Here is a 21,495-nt window from a genome sequence, read left to right as displayed (position 1 = left end):
GGAGGGGGGAAGGCATGCTCCGTTCGGGAGTGGTGCCCGCGTGTCCTTGTCCGTGACGGCCATAGGAAGGACGCGGCACGTGCCTTCGTGGATCATGCGGGGGTACGGGCCGCCGGCGCCCCCGGCCACTAGATTGAGCCCGCAGCGCAGTGCAGTTACGGGCAGGGGGCAGGGGTTTCATGGACACCGACGGCACGCACGGCACCGACGCGAGGCGGGCGCCGGGCGCCGGGCACGTCCCCCGGCCGGCCGGACCGCCGCCCGGCCTCCCCCCGAAGCCCTCCCGCGCCCCGAACGCCGGCCCGACCCTCGCCGACTGGCTGCGGACCCCGCGCACCGGCGACGGGCCGGGCGTGTGGTCGTACGGACACGTGCCGCGCGCGGCCGAGGAGCCCGAGCGCACCCCGACCCGCCAGCTGGTCAGCGGGGCCTTCATCGCGCTGCTGGCCGGGCTGCTGCTGTGGTCGCTGCTGTGGAACGGCTACCTCGGCGGGTTCTGGCTCTGGCCGCTGTACATGTTCACCCCCGACTCCTGGGCCGGGACGCTCCCGTCCGTCGTGGCCGCGTACATCTGGTACGCCATCGTCGCGCTCACGCTCCTGATCGGCTTCGGGCGCCTGGGCCGCTGGCCCGAGCTGGGCGGCCGCCTGCTCGGCAGCCGCGCCCTGCGCGCCGCGAAGGCGGCCGTCCCGGCCCCCCGCCCGCCCGAGGCGGGAGGCCCCGAGGACCCGGCGGCATGGCCCGAGGTGCGGGAGGCCGGGATGGCGGAGGTGGCCGAGGTGCTCGGGGCCGAGGTCGCGGCCGGGCGGATGAACGACGTCGACTACGCCCGGATCCGGCGGGCCTGGGAGACCGTACGGGCCGAGCCCTCCCGCGCGCGGGCCTTCGCCGAAGCCGTGCGCGCCAAGGGCGCCGGGGCCTGCGTGCACCCCTCCGGGGCCCGCGACCTGCCCGTGCGCACCTCCCGGCACGACCTGCTCGCCCGCCAGGTACTGCTCGGCACGGCCGACGACGGCGCGCGCAACCCCTACGCCCGGCGCGGCGTCGGCCTCGCGCTCGACCCCGCGGTGCTCGGGACCTCCCTGCTCGCGGTGGGCCCCTCCGGCGCCGGCAAGACCCGCCACCTCGTCCGGCCCGTCGTCGAGTCCCTCGCCCTGCAGGCGCTGGCCGGCCAGGCCGCCGTCGTCGCCGTCGCCTCTGCCGGAGCCCAGCTCGGACCGGACGCCGCCTTCGACGTCGTCGTCCGCGTCGGGGACCCCGACTCCGTCTACGACCTCGACCTCTACGGCGGCACCACCGACCCGGACGAGGCCGCCACCCTGCTCGCCGAGGCCTTCGTAGGCGACGTCCCCGGAACCGACGTACGCCGAGCCGCGACGGCCCTCGCCCAGCTGCTCGGGCCGTACCGGACGGTCCACGGCCGCTTCCCTCCGGTGCCCGAGCTGCGCGAGCTGCTGGACCAGGTGCCCGGGCCCCTCGCCGCCCTGCGCGAGCGCCTCGAAGCCGCCGGAGCGCACGCGATGCTCCGCGAGCTCGACGCGCGGGAGCGCCAGCACGGCGCCCACGGCGACCCCGGACCGGCGCTCGCCGGGCGCGTGGCCCTGCTGGACCGGCCCGCCTTCGCGGGCTTCTTCGACACCACCGGGCAGGGCAGGCCGTTCTCGCTGCGGGCCCTCGAACACCCGCTGCGGGTGCGCATCGACCTGCCCGAGCGCGGGCACGCCGACGCCTCCCGGATGCTGGCCCGGCTGCTGCTCGCCCAGTTCAACGCCGCGGCCGCCGCCCGCGCCGACCGCTCGCTCTTCGCCTTCCTCGCCTTCGACGACGCCTCGTACACCCTCACCCCCGGGACCGTCCGCGGCGTACAGCGGCTGCGCTCGGCGAACGCCGGAGTGCTGCTCACGCTGCGCACGCTGGACGACGTACCCGAGGCGCTGCGCACGCCGCTGCTCGGCGCGGTCGGCTGCCGGATGGCCTTCTCCGGGGTCACCACCTGGGACGGGAAGCGGTTCGCCGAGGCCTGGGGCACCGAGTGGGTGGAGACCCGTACCGTCACGCACCGGACGGTCTTCGCCGACCAGCCGCTGACCCGGGCCATCCACGCCTTCCGCAAGCTCGTCACCGGCAGCGCCGTCACCACGGACGCGGTGACCGTACGGCAGGAGGAGCGCGAGCGCTGGTCCCCCTCCGACCTGGCGCACGCGGTGCCGCCGGGGCACGCGGTCCTGTCGCTGACCACGGTGCGCGGGGAACGGGCGGCCCCGCTGCTGGTCCGGCTCGCCGGAACCAGCTGAGCGGACCCGTACGAGGTGGCAGAATCGAGGGGAGCCGTTCGTACGGCACGGCGAAATTCCCCCTCGCTCTCCCTCCTGCTAAGGCGCCTGGTAACCGATGCCGCTCACCCTCGCCTCGCTCGTCCAGCACTCGGCGCTCAAACTCAGCGTCCGGGCGGGGGAGGGCCGACTCGACACCCCCGTGCGCTGGGCCCACGTCAGCGAGCTCGCCGACCCCGTCCCCTACATGGAGGGCGGGGAACTGCTCCTGATCACCGCCATGAAGCTGGACGCGGAGGACCCGCAGGAGATGCGGCGCTACGTACGCCGGCTCGCGGCGGCGGGGGTCGTCGGCATCGGCTTCGCCGTCGGCGTCAACTACGAAGCCGTACCGGAAGCGCTGGTCGAGGCCGCGCGGGCGGAGGATCTGCCGCTGCTGGAGGTGCCCCGCCGGACCCCGTTCCTGGCGATCAGCAAGGCCGTCTCCGCAGCCCTCGCGGCCGACCAGTACCGGGCCGTCACGGCCGGCTTCGAGGCGCAGCGGGAGCTGACCCGGGCCGCGCTGTCCGCCGACGGCCCCGCCGAGCTGCTCACCAGGCTCGCCGCGCACGTGCACGGCTGGGCCGCGCTGTACGACACCTCGGGCGCCGTCGTCGCGGCCGCGCCGGACTGGGCGGCCCGCCGCGCGGCCCGGCTCACGCCCGACGTGGAGCGGCTGCGGGAGCGGCCAGCGCCGGCCAGCGCCGTGGTCGGCGGGTCGGAGGACCGGGTCGAGCTCCAGTCCCTGGGCACGGGGCGGCGGGCGCGCGGCGCCCTCGCGGTCGGCACCGGGGCCCCGCTGGGCACGGCCGAGCGGTACGCCGTCCATTCCGCGGTGGCCCTCCTCACCCTCACGACGGAACGTTCCCGCTCGCTCCACGACGCGGAGTCCCGGCTCGGCGCCGCCGTGCTGCGGCTCCTGCTGGCCGGCGAGGCGGACCACGCGCGAGCCGTGGCCGGGGACCTGTACGGGGCCCTGCTGGAGGCCCCGTTCCGGCTGCTCGTGGCGGAGCCGGCGCTCGCGGGGACCGCGCAGCCGCAGGGCCTGGCGCTGCTCGCCGACGCGGTGGAGTCGGCGGCCGCCCGTACCGGCGAGGCGCTGCTGGTCGTGCCGGAGCCCGGCCGGCTGGTGGTCCTGGCGGCCGACGGCAGCTCCGCGGTGCAGGCGTGCGCCGACCACGCGGAGGCGATGGAATCGCGGCGCGCACTGGACGCGGGCGGGCCCGAGCCGGACGAACTGGTGATCGGGCTGTCGGCGCCCGCGGGGCCGTCGAACGTGGCGGCCGCCTTCAAACAGGCCGACCAGGCGCTCGCCGTGGCCAGGCGGCGCGGGCGGCCCATGGTGGAGCACGAGGACCTGGCCGTGGGATCGGTGCTCCCCCTGCTGGCGGACGACGCCGTACGGGCCTTCGCGGACGGCACCCTGCGGGCCCTTCGGGAGCACGACGAGAAGGGGCGCGGGGACCTGGTCGCCTCGCTGCACGCCTGGCTCTCGCGCCACGGCCAGTGGGACGCCGCCGCGGCCGACCTGGGCGTACACCGGCACACGCTGCGCTACCGGATGCGCCGGGTGGAGGAAATCCTGGGCCGCTCCCTGGACGACCCGGACGTCCGCATGGAGCTCTGGCTGGCCCTCAAGGCCACCTCGGCCCCGTCGTAGCCCCGTCGCGGTCCGCGGACCGCACGTGAGGGGCGTGCGACGACAGTGACAAAGCGGCGAACGACCGGCCGCCGGCGCTCCATGCCGGACAAACGCCGAAACGCCGCCGGAGTCCTACGGTGGAGGGGACAGGACCCACCGCACAACTCCGAAGGGCCGGGATTCGCATGACTTCCACCCACGCCTTCTGGCTCGCCGGCCGCCAGGCCACCGGCGAGGACAGCTTCGACGTCCACTCCCCGTGGGACGGCCGGCTGGTCGGCACCGTCAGCGTGCCCACCGACGCGCAGGTCGAAGAGGCCGTGGCCGCGGCGCACGCCGCGACGGCGGAGTTCTCCGCGACCCCGGCCCACGTACGCGCCGCCGCCCTGGACCACGTCTCCCGGCGCCTCGCCGAGCGCACCGAGGAGATCGCCCTGCTGATCTCCGCGGAGAACGGCAAGCCCATCAAGTGGGCCCGCGGTGAGGTCGGCCGTGCGGTGTCCGTGTTCCGCTTCGCCGCCGAAGAGGCCCGCCGCTTCAACGGCGGAGAGGCCCAGCGCCTGGACACCGACGCCGGCGGCGTCGGCCGGCTCGCGCTGACCCGCCGCTTCGTCAAGGGCCCGGTCCTCGGCATCGCGCCGTTCAACTTCCCGCTGAACCTGTGCGCCCACAAGGTGGCCCCGGCCATCGCCGTCGGCGCGCCGATCATCCTGAAGCCGGCCCCGGCCACCCCGCTCTCCGGCCTGATCCTCGGTGAGCTGCTCGCCGAGACCGACCTGCCCGCGGGCTCCTGGTCGGTCCTGCCGGTCGCCAACGACAAGATGCCGGCCCTGGTGAAGGACGAGCGCCTGCCCGTCATCTCCTTCACCGGCTCCGACACCGTCGGCTACGCCATCCAGCAGTCGGTGCCCCACAAGCACTGCACCCTGGAGCTCGGCGGCAACGCCGCGGCCGTCGTCCTGGACGACTGGTCCTCCGAGGCCGACCTCGACTGGGCCGCGACCCGCATCGCGACCTTCTCGAACTACCAGGCCGGCCAGTCCTGCATCTCCGTGCAGCGCGTGATCGCCGACGCCACCGTCTACGACCGCCTCGTCGAGAAGGTCGTCGCGAAGGTCCAGGCCCAGGTCACGGGCGACCCGTCCGACTCCGCCACCGACGTCGGCCCCCTCGTCTCCGAGGACGCCGCCAAGCGCGTCGAGTCCTGGGTGGACGAGGCGGTCTCCGCCGGAGCCAAGCTGCTCAGCGGCGGCAAGCGCGAGGGTGCCTCGTACGAGCCCACCGTCCTCGCCGAGGTCCCGGACGGCGTCAAGCTCGCGACCGAAGAGGTCTTCGGCCCGGTCCTGACGCTGAAGCGGGTCGAGAACACCGACGAGGCCTTCGCCGCCGTCAACGACTCGAAGTTCGGCCTGCAGACCGGCGTCTTCACGCGGAACATCCAGACCGCGTTCCGCGCCCACCGCGAGCTCGAGGTCGGCGGTGTGATCGTCGGCGACGCGCCGTCCTACCGCGCCGACCAGATGCCGTACGGCGGCGTCAAGCAGTCCGGCGTGGGCCGCGAGGGCGTGCGCTACGCGATGGACGACTACACGTACGAGCGGGTCCTGGTCCTCACGGGCCTCGACATCTGACCGACTCGGACGGCCAGAAGCCGACGGCCGGAGCCCACTGTGCGGGGGCTCCGGCCGTCCCCCTTTTCCGGACTGCCGGAAACGGGTACGACTCACAGGTAGCACCGGCCAGTAGGCCGGTACGACCGACTCCGGCGGCGAGGTGAGTCCCCGCATGTCCGCAACACAGCCCGTACAGCCCAAGGTGACCGAGCGCGAGGCACGGCAGGTCGCGGAGGCGGCCCGGGAGCAGGACTGGCGCAAGCCCAGCTTCGCCAAGGAACTGTTCCTCGGGCGCTTCCGCCTGGACCTGATCCACCCCCATCCGCTGCCCGCCGACGAGGACGTCCGGCGCGGCGAGGCCTTCCTGGCCCGGCTGCGGGAATTCTGCGAGACCTCGATCGACGGGGCCCGCATCGAGCGCGAGGCCAAGATCCCCGACGAGACCGTGCGCGGGCTGAAAGAGCTCGGCGCGCTCGGCATGAAGATCGGTACCGAGTACGGCGGCCTCGGCCTGACCCAGGTGTACTACAACAAGGCGCTCGCCCTGGTCGGCTCGGTCAGCCCGGCGATCGGGGCGCTGCTCTCCGCCCACCAGTCGATCGGCGTACCGCAGCCCCTGAAGATGTTCGGCACGAAGGAGCAGAAGGACGCCTACCTGCCGCGCTGCGCCACCACCGCCATCAGCGCCTTCCTGCTCACCGAGCCGGACGTGGGCTCCGACCCGGCGCGCCTGGCCACCACGGCGGTCCCGGACGGCGAGGACGCGTACGTCCTCGACGGCGTGAAGCTGTGGACCACCAACGGGGTGGTCGCGGACCTCCTCGTGGTGATGGCCCGCGTGCCGAAGGCCGAGAACCACCGGGGCGGCATCACGGCCTTCGTCGTCGAGGCCGACTCGCCCGGCATCACCGTCGAGCACCGCAACGCCTTCATGGGCCTGCGCGGCCTGGAGAACGGCGTCACCCGATTCCACGGGGTGCGGGTCCCCGCCGGCCAGCGCATCGGAGCCGAGGGCGCCGGGCTCAAGATCGCGCTGACCACGCTCAACACCGGCCGGCTGTCGCTGCCCGCCATGTGCGTCGGCGCCGGGAAGTGGTGCCTGAAGATCGCCCGCGAATGGTCCGGAGTGCGGGAGCAGTGGGGCCGCCCCGTCGCCCGGCACGAGGCCGTCGGAGCGAAGATCTCCTTCATCGCGGCCACCACCTTCGCCCTCGAAGCGGTCGTGGACCTCGCCTCCCAGATGGCCGACGAGGACCGCAACGACATCCGCATCGAGGCCGCCCTCGCCAAGCTGTACGGCTCCGAGATGGCCTGCCTGATGGCCGACGAACTGGTCCAGATCCGCGGCGGGCGCGGGTTCGAGACCGCCGAGTCCCTGGCCGCCCGCGGCGAACGGGCCGTCCCCGCCGAGCAGATGCTCCGCGACCTGCGCATCAACCGGATCTTCGAGGGCTCGACGGAGATCATGCACCTGCTGATCGCCCGCGAGGCCGTCGACGCCCACCTGTCGGTCGCCGGCGACCTCATCGACCCCGACAAGGCGCTCGGCGACAAGGCCAGGGCGGGTGCGAGGGCGGCCGGTTTCTACGCCCGCTGGCTGCCCAAGCTCGCCACCGGCGCGGGCCAGGTCCCCGGCACCTACCGCGCCTTCCACCCCGGCGGCTACCCCGACCTCGCCACCCACCTGCGCTACGTCGAGCGCGGCGCCCGCAAACTCGCCCGCTCGACCTTCTACGCCATGTCGCGCTGGCAGGGCCGCATGGAGACCAAACAGGGCTTCCTCGGCCGCATCGTCGACATCGGCGCCGAACTGTTCGCCATGAGCGCGGCCTGCGTCCGCGCCGAGCACCTGCGCGCGACCGACGACCACGGCCGCGAGGCGTACCAGCTCGCCGACGCCTTCTGCCGGCAGTCCCGGCTCCGCGTCGAGGAGCTCTTCGGCCGGCTCTGGGACAACACCGACGACCTGGACCGCAAGGTCGTCGCGGGCGTCCTGTCCGGCACCTACACCTGGCTGGAGGAGGGCGTCCTCGACCCCTCGGGCGACGGCCCGTGGATCGCCGACGCCGCCCCCGGCCCCTCCGCACAGAAAAACGTGCACCGTCCCATCCGCTGACCTGCGATCATCGGCAGTCATAGGACGGATGTACGAGTACGAGTACGAGAGCTGGCGGACCGAGATGTCGACGGCCGTGGAAGACCGCAACAGCCGACGGCTGGCCTGGTGCGTGGCGCACGTGCTGCGCCACGCACCGGACCACATCGCCGCCGGCCTGCTCGACCGGCTCGACCGGCCGACCCGCAAGTACCTGTGCCGCGACGAATGGCTGCCCGCCTCGGCCGTCACCCTCCTGCTGCGCCACGGCAGCGCGGAGGACCGCGGCTACATCGCCCGCAACCCCCGCGTCGTCGGCCGGCCGCTGCCCGGCCTGCCCGGGCCCGCCCGCTACGCCCGGCGCCGGACCCCGCCCGAACTCCTGCCCGTGCTCGCCGCCGAGCTGGGCCGCGACCCCGCCGACGGGCCCCTGAGCGCCGAGGAACTGCTGCGGCTGCTGCGCCGCCACGGCACGCACCGCCCGAGGGTCCCGCTCGCCGTCCTCGCCCTCCCGCACGAACCCGACCCCGAGCTGCTGTGGATCGAGCACGCGCGGGAACCGCTGCCGCCCGGCTCCGTCGAGGCCCTGCTGCTGCGCGGCGGCCTGCCCCTGAACATCTGCCGGGGCCTGCTCGTCCTCCCGGGCACGGCCGCCTCGTACGGGCCCTCCTGGTACCGGCCCGCCGTCCGCGCCGTACGGATGGGCCTGCTCACCCAGGGCGAGCTCGTCACCGACGTCCGCCCCGCCCGCCTCGCGCTGCTGCTCGCCCGCCTCCCCGCGGCCGGCGGCCTGCGCTGGACCCTGCCCGAACTGGCCGGGATGCTCACGGCCCTGCGCGCCGCCCTGGCCCCGCTGGGGGACGACCCGCGCCTGTGGGCCGAGCTGCTCCGGCACGCCCACACCTTCCGCGGTGGACTGCCCGAGCTGGTGGCCGGGGTGCGCTACGCCTCCCTGCCCGAGCCGCCGGACGGGCCGCCGGTGCCCGGGCTGGCCGAGGCCGTGGCCCGCCTCGCCCCCTCCGCCGAGGAGCCCTCGGGGGACGCGGAGCGCGAACTCGCCCTGGCCAGCCTCGCCGTCCCCATGGAGACCGTCCAGGAGGACATCCGCTGGGTACGGGACTGCCTGGACCGCGGCCTGCTCACCGGCGCCGACGTGGTCCGGCACAAGCTGCCCGCCTGCTGGGCCCTCGACGAGGACCACTGGCTCGGCGACATCGACCACCCCGACCGGCACGACCGCCCCGAGGCCGTGCTGGCCGCGCGCGCGGAGGCGGACCGGCTGTTCGCGGTGGCCCTCGGCGACGACCCGGACGCCTGGTGGCGAGCCGCGCGGACCCTCCCGGACTTCGCCGGAACGCTGCCGCACCTGCTCCTGCGGGTCACGGACGGGGGCTCCGTGTCCGAGCGCCCGTGAGTTGCGGCAACAATGGGGGCATGAGCGTCCGTCCAGCCCCCCTCGCCGATCCGCACCTCCTCTTCGACCCTGCGGCCGGCCGCAGGGACATCGTCATCCTGGGGTCCACCGGATCCATCGGCACCCAGGCCATCGACCTCGCCCTGCGCAACCCGGACCGGTTCCGGGTGACCGCGCTGTCCGCCGCCGGCGGGCGCGTCGGGCTGCTGGCCGAGCAGGCCCGGCAGCTGCGCGTGAACGCCGTGGCCGTCGCCCGCGAAGACGTCGTACCGGCCCTGAAAGAGGCGCTGAGCGCCCAGTACCCGGCCTCCGAGCCGCTGCCCGAGATCCTGGCCGGGCCCGACGCGGCCGCCGAGCTCGCGGCCTCCGAGTGCCACACCGTCCTCAACGGCATCACCGGTTCCATCGGCCTCGCGCCCACGCTCGCCGCGCTGCGGGCGGGCCGGACCCTGGCCCTCGCCAACAAGGAGTCGCTGATCGTCGGCGGCCCGCTGGTGAAGGCCCTCGCGAAGCCCGGCCAGATCATCCCGGTGGACTCCGAGCACGCGGCGCTGTTCCAGGCGCTCGCGGCCGGCACGCGCGCCGACGTGCGCAAGCTCGTGGTCACCGCCTCCGGCGGGCCCTTCCGCGGCCGCACCCGCGCCGAGCTCGCCCACGTCACCGTCGAGGACGCCCTCGCGCACCCCACCTGGGCGATGGGCCCGGTGATCACCGTGAACTCGGCGACCCTGGTCAACAAGGGCCTGGAGGTCATCGAGGCCCACCTCCTCTACGACATCCCCTTCGACCGCATCGAGGTCGTGGTCCACCCGCAGTCCTACGTGCACTCCATGGTGGAGTTCACGGACGGCTCCACGCTGGCCCAGGCGACCCCGCCGGACATGCGCGGCCCGATCGCGATCGGCCTCGGCTGGCCCGAGCGGATCCCGGACGCGGCCCCCGCCTTCGACTGGACCAAGGCCTCGACCTGGGAGTTCTTCCCGCTGGACACCGAGGCCTTCCCCTCGGTGGGCCTGGCCCGGCACGTCGGTACCCTGGGCGGCACGGCGCCCGCGGTGTTCAATGCGGCGAACGAGGAGTGCGTAGAGGCGTTCCTGGCCGGTCGGCTGCCGTTCACAGCAATCATGGATACGGTCTCTGCCGTGGTCGATGAGCACGGGACGCCGGACGCGGGAACTTCCCTCACCGTCGCGGACGTCCTTGAAGCGGAGACCTGGGCCAGGGCCCGGGCACGGGAGATGGCGGCTCGGGCCGCAGTGGAGGCGGGCGCATGACGGCACTCATGACGGTGATCGGGATACTGATCTTCGTCTTCGGCCTGCTCGTCTCGATCGCCTGGCACGAGCTCGGCCACCTCTCCACGGCCAAGCTCTTCGGCATCCGCGTGCCCCAGTACATGGTCGGCTTCGGCCCGACCATCTGGTCGCGCAACAAGGGCGAGACCGAGTACGGGATCAAGGCCATCCCCATGGGCGGCTACATCCGGATGATCGGCATGTTCCCGCCCGGCGAGGACGGCAAGGTCACCGCCCGGTCGACCTCGCCCTTCCGCTCGATGATCGAGGACGCGCGCTCGGCGGCGTACGAGGAGCTGCAGCCCGGGGACGAGACGCGGCTCTTCTACACGCGCAAGCCGTGGAAGCGCGTCATCGTGATGTTCGCCGGCCCGTTCATGAACCTGGTGCTCGCGCTGGCGATCTTCTTCGGGGTCTGGATGACCTTCGGGCTGAGCCAGACGACCACCCAGGTCGCGAGCGTCTCGCCCTGCGTGATCCAGCAGAGCGAGAAGCGCGAGATCTGCAAGGACGGCGACCCGGTGGCCCCGGCCAAGGCCGCCGGCCTGCGGGCGGACGACCGCATCGTGGCCTTCAACGGCCACAAGGTGGCCGACTGGGCCACCCTGCAGAAGCGGATCCGCGACACCGTGGGCCCCGCCACCGTCACCGTCCAGCGCGACGGGCAGCAGGTCACCCTCCCGGTGAACCTGATCGAGAACAAGGTCGCCAAGACGGACGGCCACGGCGGGTACCTCAAGGGCGAGTACGTGACGGCCGGCTGGCTCGGCTTCAGCCCGAAGAGTGAAATCGCCCCGCTCGGCTTCGGCCAGTCCGTGGAGCACCTGGGCGAGGTCGTCGACAACAGCGTGCAGGGGCTGCTCAAGCTCCCCGCCAAGGTCCCGGCCCTGTGGAACGCGGCCTTCAGCGGCGCCGAGCGCGAGCAGGACTCCCCGATGGGCATCGTCGGAGCGGCCCGGATCAGCGGCGAGATCGCGACCCTGGACATCCCGGCCGAGCAGCGGCTGGTGTTCTTCCTCCAGCTCGTCGGGTTCTTCAACCTCTCGCTGTTCCTCTTCAACATGCTCCCGCTCCTGCCTCTGGACGGCGGGCACATTGCGGGCGCCTTGTGGGAGTCGCTGCGGCGCGCGGTGGCCAAGGTCTTCCGGCGCCCCGACCCGGGTCCGTTCGACGTGGCGAAGCTGATGCCCGCCGCCTATGTGGTGGCCGGTGTCTTCATCTGCTTCACGACGCTCGTGCTCATCGCCGACGTGGTGAACCCGATCAAGATCACCTAGTACGTCCCGTTGCTGCATCACGGGTACCGGAGCCGGGCACGCATCGTGCCCGGCTCCCTACGTTCGGGTGGTGCACCCCCTCGGATGCGCGGGGCGCTCGTTGATTGGCGTAATCTCGAAGGCTGGAGCCCGCCGATCTCGGGCCTTGATCCACACCTTGGGGTTGCACAGCAGATGACTGCCATCTCTCTCGGAATGCCGGCCGTGCCGACGAAGCTTGCCGACCGCAGGGTCAGCCGCAAGATCCAGGTCGGCTCCGTGGCCGTCGGTGGCGACGCACAGATCTCGGTGCAGTCGATGACCACCACCCGGACCTCCGACATCGGGGCGACGCTCCAGCAGATCGCAGAGCTGACCGCCTCCGGCTGCGACATCGTCCGCGTCGCCTGCCCGACGCAGGACGACGCCGACGCGCTCGCGGTGATCGCGAAGAAGTCGAACATCCCGGTCATCGCCGACATCCACTTCCAGCCGAAGTACGTCTTCGCCGCGATCGACGCCGGCTGCGCGGCCGTCCGCGTGAACCCGGGCAACATCAAGCAGTTCGACGACAAGGTCAAGGAGATCGCGCGGGCCGCCAAGGACGCGGGCACCCCGATCCGGATCGGCGTCAACGCCGGCTCGCTCGACGCGCGGCTGCTCAAGAAGTACGGCAAGGCCACCCCCGAGGCGCTGGTCGAGTCCGCGCTGTGGGAGGCCTCCCTCTTCGAGGAGCACGGCTTCAGCGACATCAAGATCTCGGTCAAGCACAACGACCCGGTCGTCATGGTCAACGCCTACCGCCAGCTGGCCGCCCAGTGCGAGTACCCGCTGCACCTCGGCGTCACCGAGGCCGGCCCGGCCTTCCAGGGCACCATCAAGTCCGCCGTCGCCTTCGGCGCGCTGCTCTCCGAGGGCATCGGCGACACCATCCGCGTCTCCCTCTCCGCCCCGCCGGTGGAGGAGATCAAGGTCGGCACCCAGATCCTGGAGTCTCTGAACCTCAAGCCGCGCCGCCTGGAGATCGTCTCCTGCCCGTCCTGCGGCCGCGCCCAGGTGGACGTCTACAAGCTTGCCGAGGAGGTCACGGCGGGCCTTGAGGGCATGGAGGTCCCGCTGCGCGTCGCGGTCATGGGCTGCGTCGTCAACGGCCCCGGCGAGGCCCGCGAGGCCGACCTCGGCGTCGCCTCCGGCAACGGCAAGGGCCAGATCTTCGTGAAGGGCGAGGTCATCAAGACCGTCCCCGAGTCGAAGATCGTCGAGACCCTCATCGAAGAGGCGATGAAGATCGCCGAGCAGATGGAGAAGGACGGCGTCATGTCCGGCGAGCCGACGGTGGCCATCGGCGTCTGACCCCGTCACGGCCCTCGGCCACCGGCCCGGGCCCTGCACTTCGCCCCGGCCCCGTTCCCGCAGCTCGCGGGCGGGGCCGGGGCCTTTTCGTGACCGGGGGAGCACGGCATCCGCCGACCGCTGCGGGTACAGTTCGGAGATCAGCAGACTTGCATGGTGAGGCCCCAGTGTTGACGCAGACCACGACCCGGGTCCTTGAGCCCAGTGATCTCGACGCCGCGCTCGAAATCCTCGGACGCGAGCCGGTCGAGAACGCCTTCGTCACCTCGCGGGTCCAGGTCGCCGGACTCGACCCCTGGCGCCTTGGCGGCGAGATGTGGGGCTGGTACGCCGACGGCGAGCTGCGCTCCCTCTGCTACGCCGGCGCCAACCTGGTCCCCGTGTGCGCCGGACCCGGCGCCGTGCGCGCCTTCGCCGACCGCGCCCGCCGCACCGGCAGACGCTGCTCCTCCATCGTCGGCCCCGCCGAGGCCACCAGGCTGCTGTGGCAGCTCCTGGAGCCCAGTTGGGGACCGGCCCGCGACGTCCGCTCCCACCAGCCGCTCATGGTCACCGAGCAGCCGTCCACCGAGGTCCGGCCCGACCCGCTGGTCCGCCGGATCCGCAAGGACGAGATGGACCTGATCATGCCCGCCTGCGTGGCCATGTTCACCGAGGAGGTCGGCATCTCCCCGATGGCCGGCGACGGTGGACTGCTCTACCAGGCCCGGGTCGCCGAACTCGTCTCCACCGGCCGGTCCTTCGCCCGCATCGAGGACGGCAAGGTCGTCTTCAAGGCCGAGATCGGCGCCGCCACCCGCCGCGCCTGCCAGATCCAGGGCGTCTGGGTGGCCCCCGAGTTCCGCGGCCGCGGCCACTCCGAGACCGGGATGGCCGCCGTGGTCGAGTACGCGCTGAGGGACGTCGCGCCCGTGGTCAGCCTCTACGTCAACGACTTCAACACCGCCGCGCGGGCGGCATACCTGCGCGTCGGCTTCCGCGAGGTGGGCGCGTTCATGAGCGTGCTCTTCTAGAACCCCCGACCGGGCCGGACCCGACCGGGCCGGCCCGGACGGGGATGCCTCGCCGCCGGGGCATACCGGCAGGCCGGGGCAGCCAAGTAAGGTCACCCGCATGATGCCTACGCCCGGGGTCGACGACCCCGACCGGCCCGCCGGACTCCGCATCGGGCCCTTCGACCTCGCCCGCCGCGTGGACGAGGCCCTGCGCGTGCAGGCCCTGGCCTTCGGGCTCAGCGAGGAGGAGGTCGGCATCCGGCGCTACATCGTCCAGCGCCACATGACCTGCCGCGGCGCCCGCGCGCTCGGCGCCTTCACCGAGGACGACGCGCTGGCCGGCTTCGTCTACGGAATGCCGAACGACCGCACCCACTGGTGGTCCACCGTCGTCGAGCCCTACCTGCGGGCCGGCGGCCACGACGGCTGGCTCGACGGCTCCTTCGTCATCACCGAACTGCACGTCCACCCCGGCTTCCAGGGCCACGGCGTCGGCCGCGCGCTCATCACCCGGATCACCGACGGCGCCGACGAGCCGCGCTCGATCCTCTCCGCCATCGACACCGACAGCCCGGCCCGCGGGCTCTACCGCGCCCTCGGCTACACGGACCTCGCCCGCCAGGTCCACTTCCCGAGCGCGAGCCTCCCGTACGCCGTCATGGGCGCACAGCTGCCGCTGACCAGGCGCTGAATTCGATTTCGGGGCCCGGGCGACCCCCGGTAGCCTCGCGTCCCATGTCGACGCAACACGTTCAGCGCATGTCCAGCCTCCTGGCCAAGACCCTCCGCGAGGATCCGGCCGACGCCGAGACCCTCAGCCACCGCCTCCTGGTCCGCGCCGGGTACGTCCGGCGCAGCTCCGCCGGGGTGTGGACCTGGCTGCCGCTCGGCAAGCGGGTCCTGGACAACGTCTCGCGCATCGTCCGCGAGGAGATGGACGCGATCGGGGCCCAGGAGGTGCTGCTCCCGGCTCTGCTGCCGAAGGAGCCGTACGAGGTCAGCGGGCGCTGGTCGGAGTACGGTGACCTGCTGTTCCGGCTCAAGGACCGCAAGGGCGCGGACTACCTCCTCGGACCCACGCACGAGGAGATCTTCACCCTGCTGGTGAAGGACCAGTGCACGTCCTACAAGGACCTGCCGGTCATGCTGTACCAGATCCAGACCAAGTACCGGGACGAGGCGCGGCCCCGGTCGGGCGTACTGCGCGGGCGCGAGTTCCAGATGAAGGACTCCTACTCCTTCGACGTGAGCGACGAGGGCCTGGCGGAGTCCTACCGGCTCCACCGCGAGGCCTACGTACGCATCTTCGAGCGGCTCGGCCTGGACCACCGGATCGTGTCCGCGGTGTCCGGGGCGATGGGCGGATCGGCCTCGGAGGAGTTCCTGGCCCCGGCGCAGGCGGGCGAGGACACCTTCGCGGACTGCCCCTCCTGCGACTACGCGGCGAACACGGAGGCGGTGACCTTCGCCCTGGCCCCGGTGGAGGGCGAACACGGCCCGGTCGAGGAGCTCGACACCCCCGACACCCCGACCATCGAGTCCCTGGCCGCACTGCTCGGCGTACCGGCGTCGGCCACGCTGAAGAACCTCCTGGTGAAGGTGGACGGCGAGATCGTCGCCGTCGGCGTGCCCGGGGACCGCGAGGTCGACCTCGGCAAGCTGGGCGAGCACCTGGCCCCGGCCGTGGTGGAGTTGGTGACGGCGGAGGACTTCGCCGACCGGCCGGACCTCGTACGGGGCTACGTCGGCCCGCAGGGCCTGGACAAGGTCCGCTACCTCGCCGACCCCCGTGTGGCGCCCGGCACTTCATGGGTGACCGGGGCCAACAAGGCCGACACGCACGCCCGGAACGTGGTCTGCGGGCGGGACTTCGAGGTGGACCAGTACCTGGACGTGGTGGTCGTCGAGCCCGGCGACCCCTGCCCCTCCTGCGGCTCCGGCCTGCGCCTCGACCGGGCGATCGAGATCGGCCACATCTTCCAGCTCGGCCGCAAGTACGCCGACGCGTTCGGTCTCGACGTGCTCGGGCGCGAGGGCAAGCCGGTCCGCGTCACGATGGGCTCGTACGGCATCGGCGTCTCCCGGGCGGTGGCGGCGCTGGCCGAGCAGACGGCAGACGACCGCGGCCTGTGCTGGCCGGCGGCGGTGGCCCCGGCGGACGTGCACGTGGTCGCGACGGGCAAGGCCGTGCCCCTCGCGCTGGCGGAGGAGGCGGCGAGCGCCCTGGCCGCGGCGGGCCTGCGGGTCCTGCTGGACGACCGGCCGGGGCTCTCCCCGGGGGTCAAGCTCACGGATGCGGAGCTGATCGGCGTGCCGTGGATCCTGGTGGCGGGCCGCCGCTCCGCGGAGTCGGTGGTCGAGCTCCAGAACCGCGCCGCGGGCACCCGTGAGGAGCTCCCGCTCGCGGAGGCCCTCGCCCGCCTGACCTGAGCCCGCGGCCGACCGGGGGCGTTCTACCCGCGCGGCTGCTCCGGGTCCGGGTCCGGGTACGGGTCCGGAGCAGCCGACGGCGCGGGCCCGGGCTCCGGCCCGGGCTCTGGCCCGGGCCCCGGCTCCGAAGCCGCTGCGGCCGGCGGCGTGGCGCGTTCGAGGAAGCGCAGGAGCTCCACGGGGAACGGCAGGACCAGGGTGGAGTTCTTCTCCGCCGCGACCGCCACCACCGTCTGGAGCAGCCGCAGCTGGAGCGCCGCGGGCTGGTCGGACATCACCGCGGCGGCCTCGGCCAGCTTGTGCGAGGCCTGGAGCTCCGCATCGGCGTTGATCACCCGCGCCCGCCGCTCGCGGTCCGCCTCCGCCTGCCGGGCCATCGACCGCTTCATCGTCTCCGGCAGGGACACGTCCTTGATCTCGACCCGGTCGATCTGCACGCCCCACCCCACGGCCGGGCTGTCGATCATCAGCTCCAGACCCTGGTTGAGCATCTCCCGGTTGGAGAGCAGGTCGTCCAGGTCCGACTTTCCGATGATCGACCGCAGTGAGGTCTGCGCCATCTGCGACACGGCGAAGCGGTAGTCCTCCACGGCCACGATCGCGTTCGCCGGATCGACGACCTTGAAGTACACGACCGCGTCCACGCGCACGGTGACGTTGTCCCGGGTGATGCCCTCCTGGGCCGGCACCGGCAGCGTCACGATCTGCATGTTCACTTTCCGCAGACGGTCCACACCGGGGACGATCACGGTGAAACCGGGCCCCCGGATGCTCTCCCGAAGCCGACCGAAGCGAAAGACCAGGCCCCGCTCGTACTGCTTCACCACCCGGGCCGCGGCGCCCACGTAGAACACGACGCCCACACCGGCGGCGATTGCCGCTGTCAGCAGTTCTTCGACCATGACGGCCCCCTGCCGGACATACCTACGTACCTACGGTATGCCCTACAGCCAGCCCGCGAACTCCAGCAGCAGCTCCGCGTCCTGCCGCCGTCCCGCGGCCAGGGCCCGGTTCCCCGACTCGACCGCCCGGAACAGCGTCCAGCCCCGCAGCCGGTCCCGGTCCACCTCCAGGGAGTCGGCCAGCTTGTTCACCCGCCGCCGGGCTCCCGCCGGCCCCGCAGAGGAGGCGACCTGGTCCTCCAGCCGGTCCCGGACCAGCCGCGCCAGGTCGTACGCCCGCTCGCCCACCAGCGGGTCCGGCCCCACCGCGAGCCACGGCGCCCGGTCGCCCGCCAGCACCTTGCCCTGACGGAAGTTCCCGTGCAGCAGCAGTTCCTCACCCGGTACGGCTGTCAGCTCCTCGCGGGCCGCGAGGGCGACGGCGGCCAGCGCCGCGGCCTCCGGCTCGGCCTTGCGCAGGGCCTCGGCCTGTCGGGCGGTGCGCTCGGCCACCGTCTCCCAGGCGTGGCCCTCCGGCGCGGCCACCCACAGCCTTCGCAGGGTCCCGCTGGCCTCCAGCAGAGCCTTGGCCTCGGGCAGCGACCGCAGGGACACCTCGGGGTGCAGCCGCTCCAGTAGCAGCCCGCCGTCCTCCGCGTGGTGCCGCGAGTCGAGGATCCGTACGGCCCCGAAGCCGGCCCAGTGCGCCAGCGCGGCCAGCTCCCGGTCGGGGCGGGCGTGCGGCGGGGCCAGCTTCAGCGCGGCCGGGGTCCCGTCGGCGTACCGGACGAGCAGCACCAGGCTGCTGCGGCCGCCGGGGGCCTGCACCCGCTGGGCGCGTACGTCACGCCGGGCCAGCGCGGCCTCCGCCAAGCCGGGCAACTGCCCCAGCCAGTCGGTGTCCTCGGCCGATTCCGGCGTCTCGCCGAGCGCCCGTACAAGCCGCTGCGGCGGTTCGAAAGCCATGCGTGCGTGTTCCCTTTCAGCTGTGCGGCGCTCATCGCGCTCCGATCAGCGCTTTTCCGTGAGCCCAGGGAAGGCTACGCCGACACCGCGCCAGCGTGCGGCCCGCAAGGCCGCGGCGCTCAGCGCGTCGGCCGCCTCGCGGCGCAGCGGGCCCTCCGCCGCACGCACCAGATCGGAGTACGCGCCCGCCACCCGGTCCTCGATCTCGGCGGCCAGCCGCTCGGCGTCGGCGGGCGTGCGCACCGTGAACGGCAGGGTGTACGCGGCTTCCGCCGACCGGGGCGAACCGCCCATCTCGCGCACCGCGCGGGCCAGCGCGTCGCGGCGGGCCAGGTGGCCGCCGTACGCCTCGCGGGCCTCGCCCTGGCGGGCCGCGGCGGCCCGGGCGCCGATCACGCCGTAGCCGTACGCGGCCGCGTGCTCGGCGGCGAGTGCCGACTGCGCGGCCTCCAGGGGGTGGTTCGCGGGGGAGGGCTCGGGCTTCACGCGGGGTCTCCCGGGGTCGAGGTCAGCAGGTACGCGTGCACATGGCCGCAGGCGGCCACCGAGGCCAGCATCCGGGCCAGCTCCCCGGGGGCGCCCGCCAGCGAGATGGTCCGCTCCTCGGCCAGGCTCCGCTCGGCGTCCGCGAGCCCGGTCAGGGCGTCGGCGGGCTTCGGGGGCACGGGCTCGCCGCTCGGCGCCGCGGCAGGCGCGGCCGTACCGGCGGGCGCGCCGGAGGCCTTCCCGGCCGTACCGGCGTCCGAGCCGGCGCCCGAGCCCCGACCCGCCGGAGCGAGGGCGGCGGCGTGCGCCGCGACCGCCGTACGCAGCGGGGCGAGGCGCTGCGCGAGCGCCGGATGGGCGGCGGTGGTCGCGTCGTAACGTTCCAGCAGCCGCTCGCTGTCACGAACAGCCGTCTCGCGCATCCGCCGTTCGAGTGGAATCCCGAAGTCCTCGTCGGCCGGGCTCCCCTCGGAGCAGCCGGTGAGCAGCACGGCGCCGGCCGCGCCGGCGGCGCCGGCGAGCAGGCTCCTTCGAGAGGGCCTCAAAGGCATGGTCCAGGGCACGGGGACGTCCTCGGGGTGATGGCGGGGGCAGGGTGTGATCACCGTACCCGGGGCCCTGTCCACAGGGCGGACGGCAACACCCTCCGCGACCGGATACCCTTTGACCTGACGCACGACGGAAACCACAACAGCACACGCGGCCGAGGAGTCACCCGGATGAGCACCACCCAGAGCGACAGGCTGCGCGGACTGCTGGAGCCGCTCGTCGCCGCCAAGGGCCTGGACCTCGAGGACATCGAGACGTCCAAGGCGGGCAAGCGCCGGATGCTGCGCATCATCGTGGATTCCGACGAGGGCGTGGAGCTGGACGCGTGCGCCGAGCTGAGCCGCGAGGTCTCCGACCTGCTCGACGAGACCGATGTGATGGGTGAGGACGAGTACGTCCTCGAAGTGAGCTCGCCGGGCGCGGACCGCCCGCTGACCGAGCACCGTCACTACGTACGGGCTATCGGCCGTCTCGTGAAGTTCCAGCTGGAGCCGGGCGGGGAAATCATCGCCCGCATCATCGACATCGACGACGAGGGCATGGACCTCGAAGTCCCGGGCGTGAAGGGCCGCAAGGCGACCGCCCGGCGCATCGCATTCACCGACATCGCCAAGGCGCGTGTCGAGATCGAGTTCAACCGCAAGGACAAGAAGGAAGAGGAGGCGTAGCCGTGGACATCGACATGAGTGCCCTGCGGGGTCTGGTCCGGGAGAAGGAGATCTCCTTCGACCTGCTCGTCGAGGCGATCGAGTCGGCCCTCCTCATCGCGTACCACCGCACCGAGGGAAGCTTCCGGCGCGCACGCGTGGAGCTGGACCGCACCAATGGCCACGTCGTCGTATGGGCGACGGAGGACCCGCGGGATCTGGAAGAGGGCCAGGAGGCCAAGGAGTTCGACGACACCCCGTCGGACTTCGGCCGGATCGCCGCGACGACCGCCAAGCAGGTGATCCTGCAGCGTCTGCGCGACGCCGAGGACGACCTGACCTTCGGCGAGTTCGCCGGCCGTGAGGGCGACGTCATCACCGGCGTCGTGCAGCAGGGCAAGGACCCCAAGAACGTCCTCGTCGACATCGGCAAGCTGGAGGCCATCCTGCCGGTGCAGGAGCAGGTCCCCGGCGAGGAGTACACGCACGGCATCCGCATCAAGGCGTATGTCGTGCGGGTGGCGAAGGGTGTCCGCGGTCCGTCCGTGACCCTGTCGCGCACCCACCCCAACCTGGTCAAGAAGCTGTTCGCGCTGGAGGTCCCGGAGATCGCCGACGGCAGCGTCGAGATCTGCGCCATCGCCCGTGAGGCCGGTCACCGCACCAAGATCGCCGTACGGTCCACGCGCTCGGGCCTCAACCCGAAGGGCGCCTGCATCGGCCCGATGGGCAGCCGCGTGCGCAACGTGATGGCCGAGCTGCACGGCGAGAAGATCGACATCGTGGACTGGTCGGACGACCCGGCGGAGATGGTCGCGAACGCGCTGTCACCCGCCCGGGTGAGCAAGGTCGAGGTCGTGGACTGGGACTCCCGCTCCGCCCGGGTGACCGTGCCCGACTACCAGCTGTCGCTGGCCATCGGCAAGGAGGGCCAGAACGCCCGCCTCGCCGCCCGCCTCACCGGCTGGCGCATCGACATCCGTCCCGACACCGAGACGGCCCCGGACGACGACCGGGACCGCGACCGGGGCCGGGACGGGGAATAAACCGGTACCGCACGGGGCTACCCGGGCGGTAGACAGGTACCACAGCTGAGTTCTGCAACGGGCGCGGCCGCCCGCCGCCGAGGTTTGGGCGGCAGGCCGCGACGTAACGGATCACGACAACATCCGTTCGATTTATCACCTGAAGGGGTGAGGTCGGTACGGGGAGGTAGACTTAGGCGTGTCTGGCCGGACGCAAGCCCGCGCATGCCCCGAACGCACCTGTGTGGGGTGTCGGGAGCGAGCGGCCAAGAGCGATCTGCTGCGCATCGTGGCGATCAGCGACGAATGCGTCGCCGATCCTCGCGGTACGCTGCCCGGCCGGGGTGCCTACGTGCACCCTGCCGTGGTCTGCCTCGACCAGGCGGTTCGTCGCCGGGCGTTCCCCCGGGCCCTCAGGTCCGCAGGAGCACTCGACACGACGGCACTGCGCAAAGCCGTGGCCGGTGAGGCCGGGGCGACACCGTAAGACGTAGAACGGCACGGATCCCCGTGCGGTCAGGTACCTCGCGAGTTGG

The 21,495-nt window shown here is 73.0% G+C and carries 18 protein-coding genes; 14 read left to right on the top strand and 4 right to left on the bottom strand.

Going from position 1 to position 21,495, the window contains the following annotated elements:
- Positions 1 to 179: 179 nt before the first annotated feature.
- The 11 genes from ACZ7GJ_RS21100 to ACZ7GJ_RS21050 all read left to right on the top strand — a co-directional run bounded on the left by ACZ7GJ_RS21100 (position 180) and on the right by ACZ7GJ_RS21050 (position 16,405).
- A complete protein-coding gene (locus ACZ7GJ_RS21100; RefSeq protein WP_470753705.1) occupies positions 180 to 2,294 on the top strand; it encodes an ATP-binding protein in 2,115 nt (704 codons plus the stop codon).
- 97 nt (positions 2,295 to 2,391) lie between these two features.
- Positions 2,392 to 3,972, top strand: coding sequence for a PucR family transcriptional regulator (locus ACZ7GJ_RS21095; RefSeq protein ID WP_470753701.1), 1,581 nt, complete (start codon positions 2,392 to 2,394; stop codon positions 3,970 to 3,972).
- A gap of 167 nt (positions 3,973 to 4,139) precedes the next feature.
- Positions 4,140 to 5,585, top strand: a complete 1,446-nt coding sequence (locus tag ACZ7GJ_RS21090; protein WP_470753699.1) for an aldehyde dehydrogenase family protein — start codon at positions 4,140 to 4,142, stop codon at positions 5,583 to 5,585.
- Positions 5,586 to 5,739: 154 nt separating this feature from the next.
- On the top strand, positions 5,740 to 7,683 hold the full coding sequence (locus ACZ7GJ_RS21085; protein ID WP_470753696.1) for an acyl-CoA dehydrogenase family protein: 1,944 nt from the start codon (positions 5,740 to 5,742) through the stop codon (positions 7,681 to 7,683).
- Between the two features lie 28 nt (positions 7,684 to 7,711).
- The gene (locus ACZ7GJ_RS21080) at positions 7,712 to 9,076 is read left to right on the top strand and encodes a serine/threonine-protein kinase (protein WP_470753693.1); all 1,365 of its coding nucleotides are present in this window, start codon (positions 7,712 to 7,714) and stop codon (positions 9,074 to 9,076) included.
- A 20-nt stretch (positions 9,077 to 9,096) separates the two neighbouring features.
- A complete protein-coding gene (gene dxr / locus ACZ7GJ_RS21075; RefSeq protein ID WP_470753690.1) occupies positions 9,097 to 10,350 on the top strand; it encodes a 1-deoxy-D-xylulose-5-phosphate reductoisomerase in 1,254 nt (417 codons plus the stop codon).
- The gene (locus ACZ7GJ_RS21070; protein ID WP_470753688.1) at positions 10,347 to 11,648 is read left to right on the top strand and encodes a M50 family metallopeptidase; all 1,302 of its coding nucleotides are present in this window, start codon (positions 10,347 to 10,349) and stop codon (positions 11,646 to 11,648) included. Before dxr ends, ACZ7GJ_RS21070 begins: the two co-directional genes overlap by 4 nt.
- A gap of 174 nt (positions 11,649 to 11,822) precedes the next feature.
- Positions 11,823 to 12,980 carry a flavodoxin-dependent (E)-4-hydroxy-3-methylbut-2-enyl-diphosphate synthase gene (ispG, locus tag ACZ7GJ_RS21065; RefSeq protein WP_365917425.1) on the top strand — a complete coding sequence of 386 codons (1,158 nt, stop codon included), beginning with the start codon at positions 11,823 to 11,825 and terminating at the stop codon, positions 12,978 to 12,980.
- Positions 12,981 to 13,147: 167 nt separating this feature from the next.
- The gene (locus tag ACZ7GJ_RS21060; protein ID WP_470753685.1) at positions 13,148 to 13,993 is read left to right on the top strand and encodes a GNAT family N-acetyltransferase; all 846 of its coding nucleotides are present in this window, start codon (positions 13,148 to 13,150) and stop codon (positions 13,991 to 13,993) included.
- A gap of 103 nt (positions 13,994 to 14,096) precedes the next feature.
- Positions 14,097 to 14,666 carry a GNAT family N-acetyltransferase gene (locus ACZ7GJ_RS21055; RefSeq protein ID WP_470753847.1) on the top strand — a complete coding sequence of 190 codons (570 nt, stop codon included), beginning with the start codon at positions 14,097 to 14,099 and terminating at the stop codon, positions 14,664 to 14,666.
- A 44-nt stretch (positions 14,667 to 14,710) separates the two neighbouring features.
- Positions 14,711 to 16,405: a proline--tRNA ligase gene (locus tag ACZ7GJ_RS21050; RefSeq protein ID WP_470753682.1), complete on the top strand. Its 1,695-nt coding sequence runs from the start codon at positions 14,711 to 14,713 to the stop codon at positions 16,403 to 16,405.
- A gap of 23 nt (positions 16,406 to 16,428) precedes the next feature.
- On the opposite strand, the gene ACZ7GJ_RS21045 is transcribed toward ACZ7GJ_RS21050, so the two are convergent.
- From ACZ7GJ_RS21045 to ACZ7GJ_RS21030, 4 genes are read right to left on the bottom strand one after another with little or no spacing between them, the layout of a single operon-like run.
- Positions 16,429 to 17,307, bottom strand: a complete 879-nt coding sequence (locus ACZ7GJ_RS21045) for a slipin family protein (RefSeq protein ID WP_470753680.1) — start codon at positions 17,305 to 17,307, stop codon at positions 16,429 to 16,431.
- Positions 17,308 to 17,349: 42 nt separating this feature from the next.
- Positions 17,350 to 18,252, bottom strand: a complete 903-nt coding sequence (locus tag ACZ7GJ_RS21040) for an aminoglycoside phosphotransferase family protein (RefSeq protein ID WP_470753678.1) — start codon at positions 18,250 to 18,252, stop codon at positions 17,350 to 17,352.
- Positions 18,253 to 18,297: 45 nt separating this feature from the next.
- Positions 18,298 to 18,738 (bottom strand): ferritin-like domain-containing protein, encoded by a 441-nt coding sequence (locus tag ACZ7GJ_RS21035; protein WP_470753677.1) that lies wholly within the window; start codon positions 18,736 to 18,738, stop codon positions 18,298 to 18,300.
- Entirely contained in the window at positions 18,735 to 19,301 is a 567-nt protein-coding gene (locus tag ACZ7GJ_RS21030; protein ID WP_470753676.1) for a hypothetical protein, read from the bottom strand. Before ACZ7GJ_RS21030 ends, ACZ7GJ_RS21035 begins: the two co-directional genes overlap by 4 nt.
- 156 nt (positions 19,302 to 19,457) lie before the next feature.
- On the opposite strand from ACZ7GJ_RS21030, the gene rimP reads away from it, so the two are divergent.
- The 3 genes from rimP to ACZ7GJ_RS21015 all read left to right on the top strand — a co-directional run bounded on the left by rimP (position 19,458) and on the right by ACZ7GJ_RS21015 (position 21,446).
- Positions 19,458 to 19,955: a ribosome maturation factor RimP gene (gene rimP, locus ACZ7GJ_RS21025; RefSeq protein ID WP_470753674.1), complete on the top strand. Its 498-nt coding sequence runs from the start codon at positions 19,458 to 19,460 to the stop codon at positions 19,953 to 19,955.
- 2 nt (positions 19,956 to 19,957) lie between these two features.
- Positions 19,958 to 20,980: a transcription termination factor NusA gene (gene nusA / locus ACZ7GJ_RS21020; protein ID WP_470753672.1), complete on the top strand. Its 1,023-nt coding sequence runs from the start codon at positions 19,958 to 19,960 to the stop codon at positions 20,978 to 20,980.
- 178 nt (positions 20,981 to 21,158) lie between these two features.
- Positions 21,159 to 21,446 (top strand): YlxR family protein, encoded by a 288-nt coding sequence (locus ACZ7GJ_RS21015; RefSeq protein WP_365917416.1) that lies wholly within the window; start codon positions 21,159 to 21,161, stop codon positions 21,444 to 21,446.
- Positions 21,447 to 21,495 lie beyond the last annotated feature (49 nt).

The sequence above is a fragment of the Streptomyces sp. NPDC037242 genome, assembly GCF_055604165.1.
The sequence above is the reverse complement of the archived record's forward strand: the minus strand, read 5'-3'. Positions and strand labels throughout refer to the sequence as shown.

Excerpts from the sequence above, each read along its gene's own strand:
- ACZ7GJ_RS21100 (WP_470753705.1), top strand. The coding sequence starts at position 180 with ATGGACACCGACGGCACGCACGGCACCGACGCGAGGCGGGCGCCGGGC.
- ACZ7GJ_RS21095 (WP_470753701.1), top strand. The coding sequence starts at position 2,392 with ATGCCGCTCACCCTCGCCTCGCTCGTCCAGCACTCGGCGCTCAAACTC.
- ACZ7GJ_RS21090 (WP_470753699.1), top strand. The coding sequence starts at position 4,140 with ATGACTTCCACCCACGCCTTCTGGCTCGCCGGCCGCCAGGCCACCGGC.
- ACZ7GJ_RS21085 (WP_470753696.1), top strand. The coding sequence starts at position 5,740 with ATGTCCGCAACACAGCCCGTACAGCCCAAGGTGACCGAGCGCGAGGCA.
- ACZ7GJ_RS21080 (WP_470753693.1), top strand. The coding sequence starts at position 7,712 with ATGTACGAGTACGAGTACGAGAGCTGGCGGACCGAGATGTCGACGGCC.
- dxr (WP_470753690.1), top strand. The coding sequence starts at position 9,097 with ATGAGCGTCCGTCCAGCCCCCCTCGCCGATCCGCACCTCCTCTTCGAC.
- ACZ7GJ_RS21070 (WP_470753688.1), top strand. The coding sequence starts at position 10,347 with ATGACGGCACTCATGACGGTGATCGGGATACTGATCTTCGTCTTCGGC.
- ispG (WP_365917425.1), top strand. The coding sequence starts at position 11,823 with ATGACTGCCATCTCTCTCGGAATGCCGGCCGTGCCGACGAAGCTTGCC.
- ACZ7GJ_RS21055 (WP_470753847.1), top strand. The coding sequence starts at position 14,097 with ATGCCTACGCCCGGGGTCGACGACCCCGACCGGCCCGCCGGACTCCGC.
- ACZ7GJ_RS21050 (WP_470753682.1), top strand. The coding sequence starts at position 14,711 with ATGTCGACGCAACACGTTCAGCGCATGTCCAGCCTCCTGGCCAAGACC.
- ACZ7GJ_RS21045 (WP_470753680.1), bottom strand. The coding sequence starts at position 17,307 with ATGGTCGAAGAACTGCTGACAGCGGCAATCGCCGCCGGTGTGGGCGTC.
- ACZ7GJ_RS21040 (WP_470753678.1), bottom strand. The coding sequence starts at position 18,252 with ATGGCTTTCGAACCGCCGCAGCGGCTTGTACGGGCGCTCGGCGAGACG.
- rimP (WP_470753674.1), top strand. The coding sequence starts at position 19,458 with ATGAGCACCACCCAGAGCGACAGGCTGCGCGGACTGCTGGAGCCGCTC.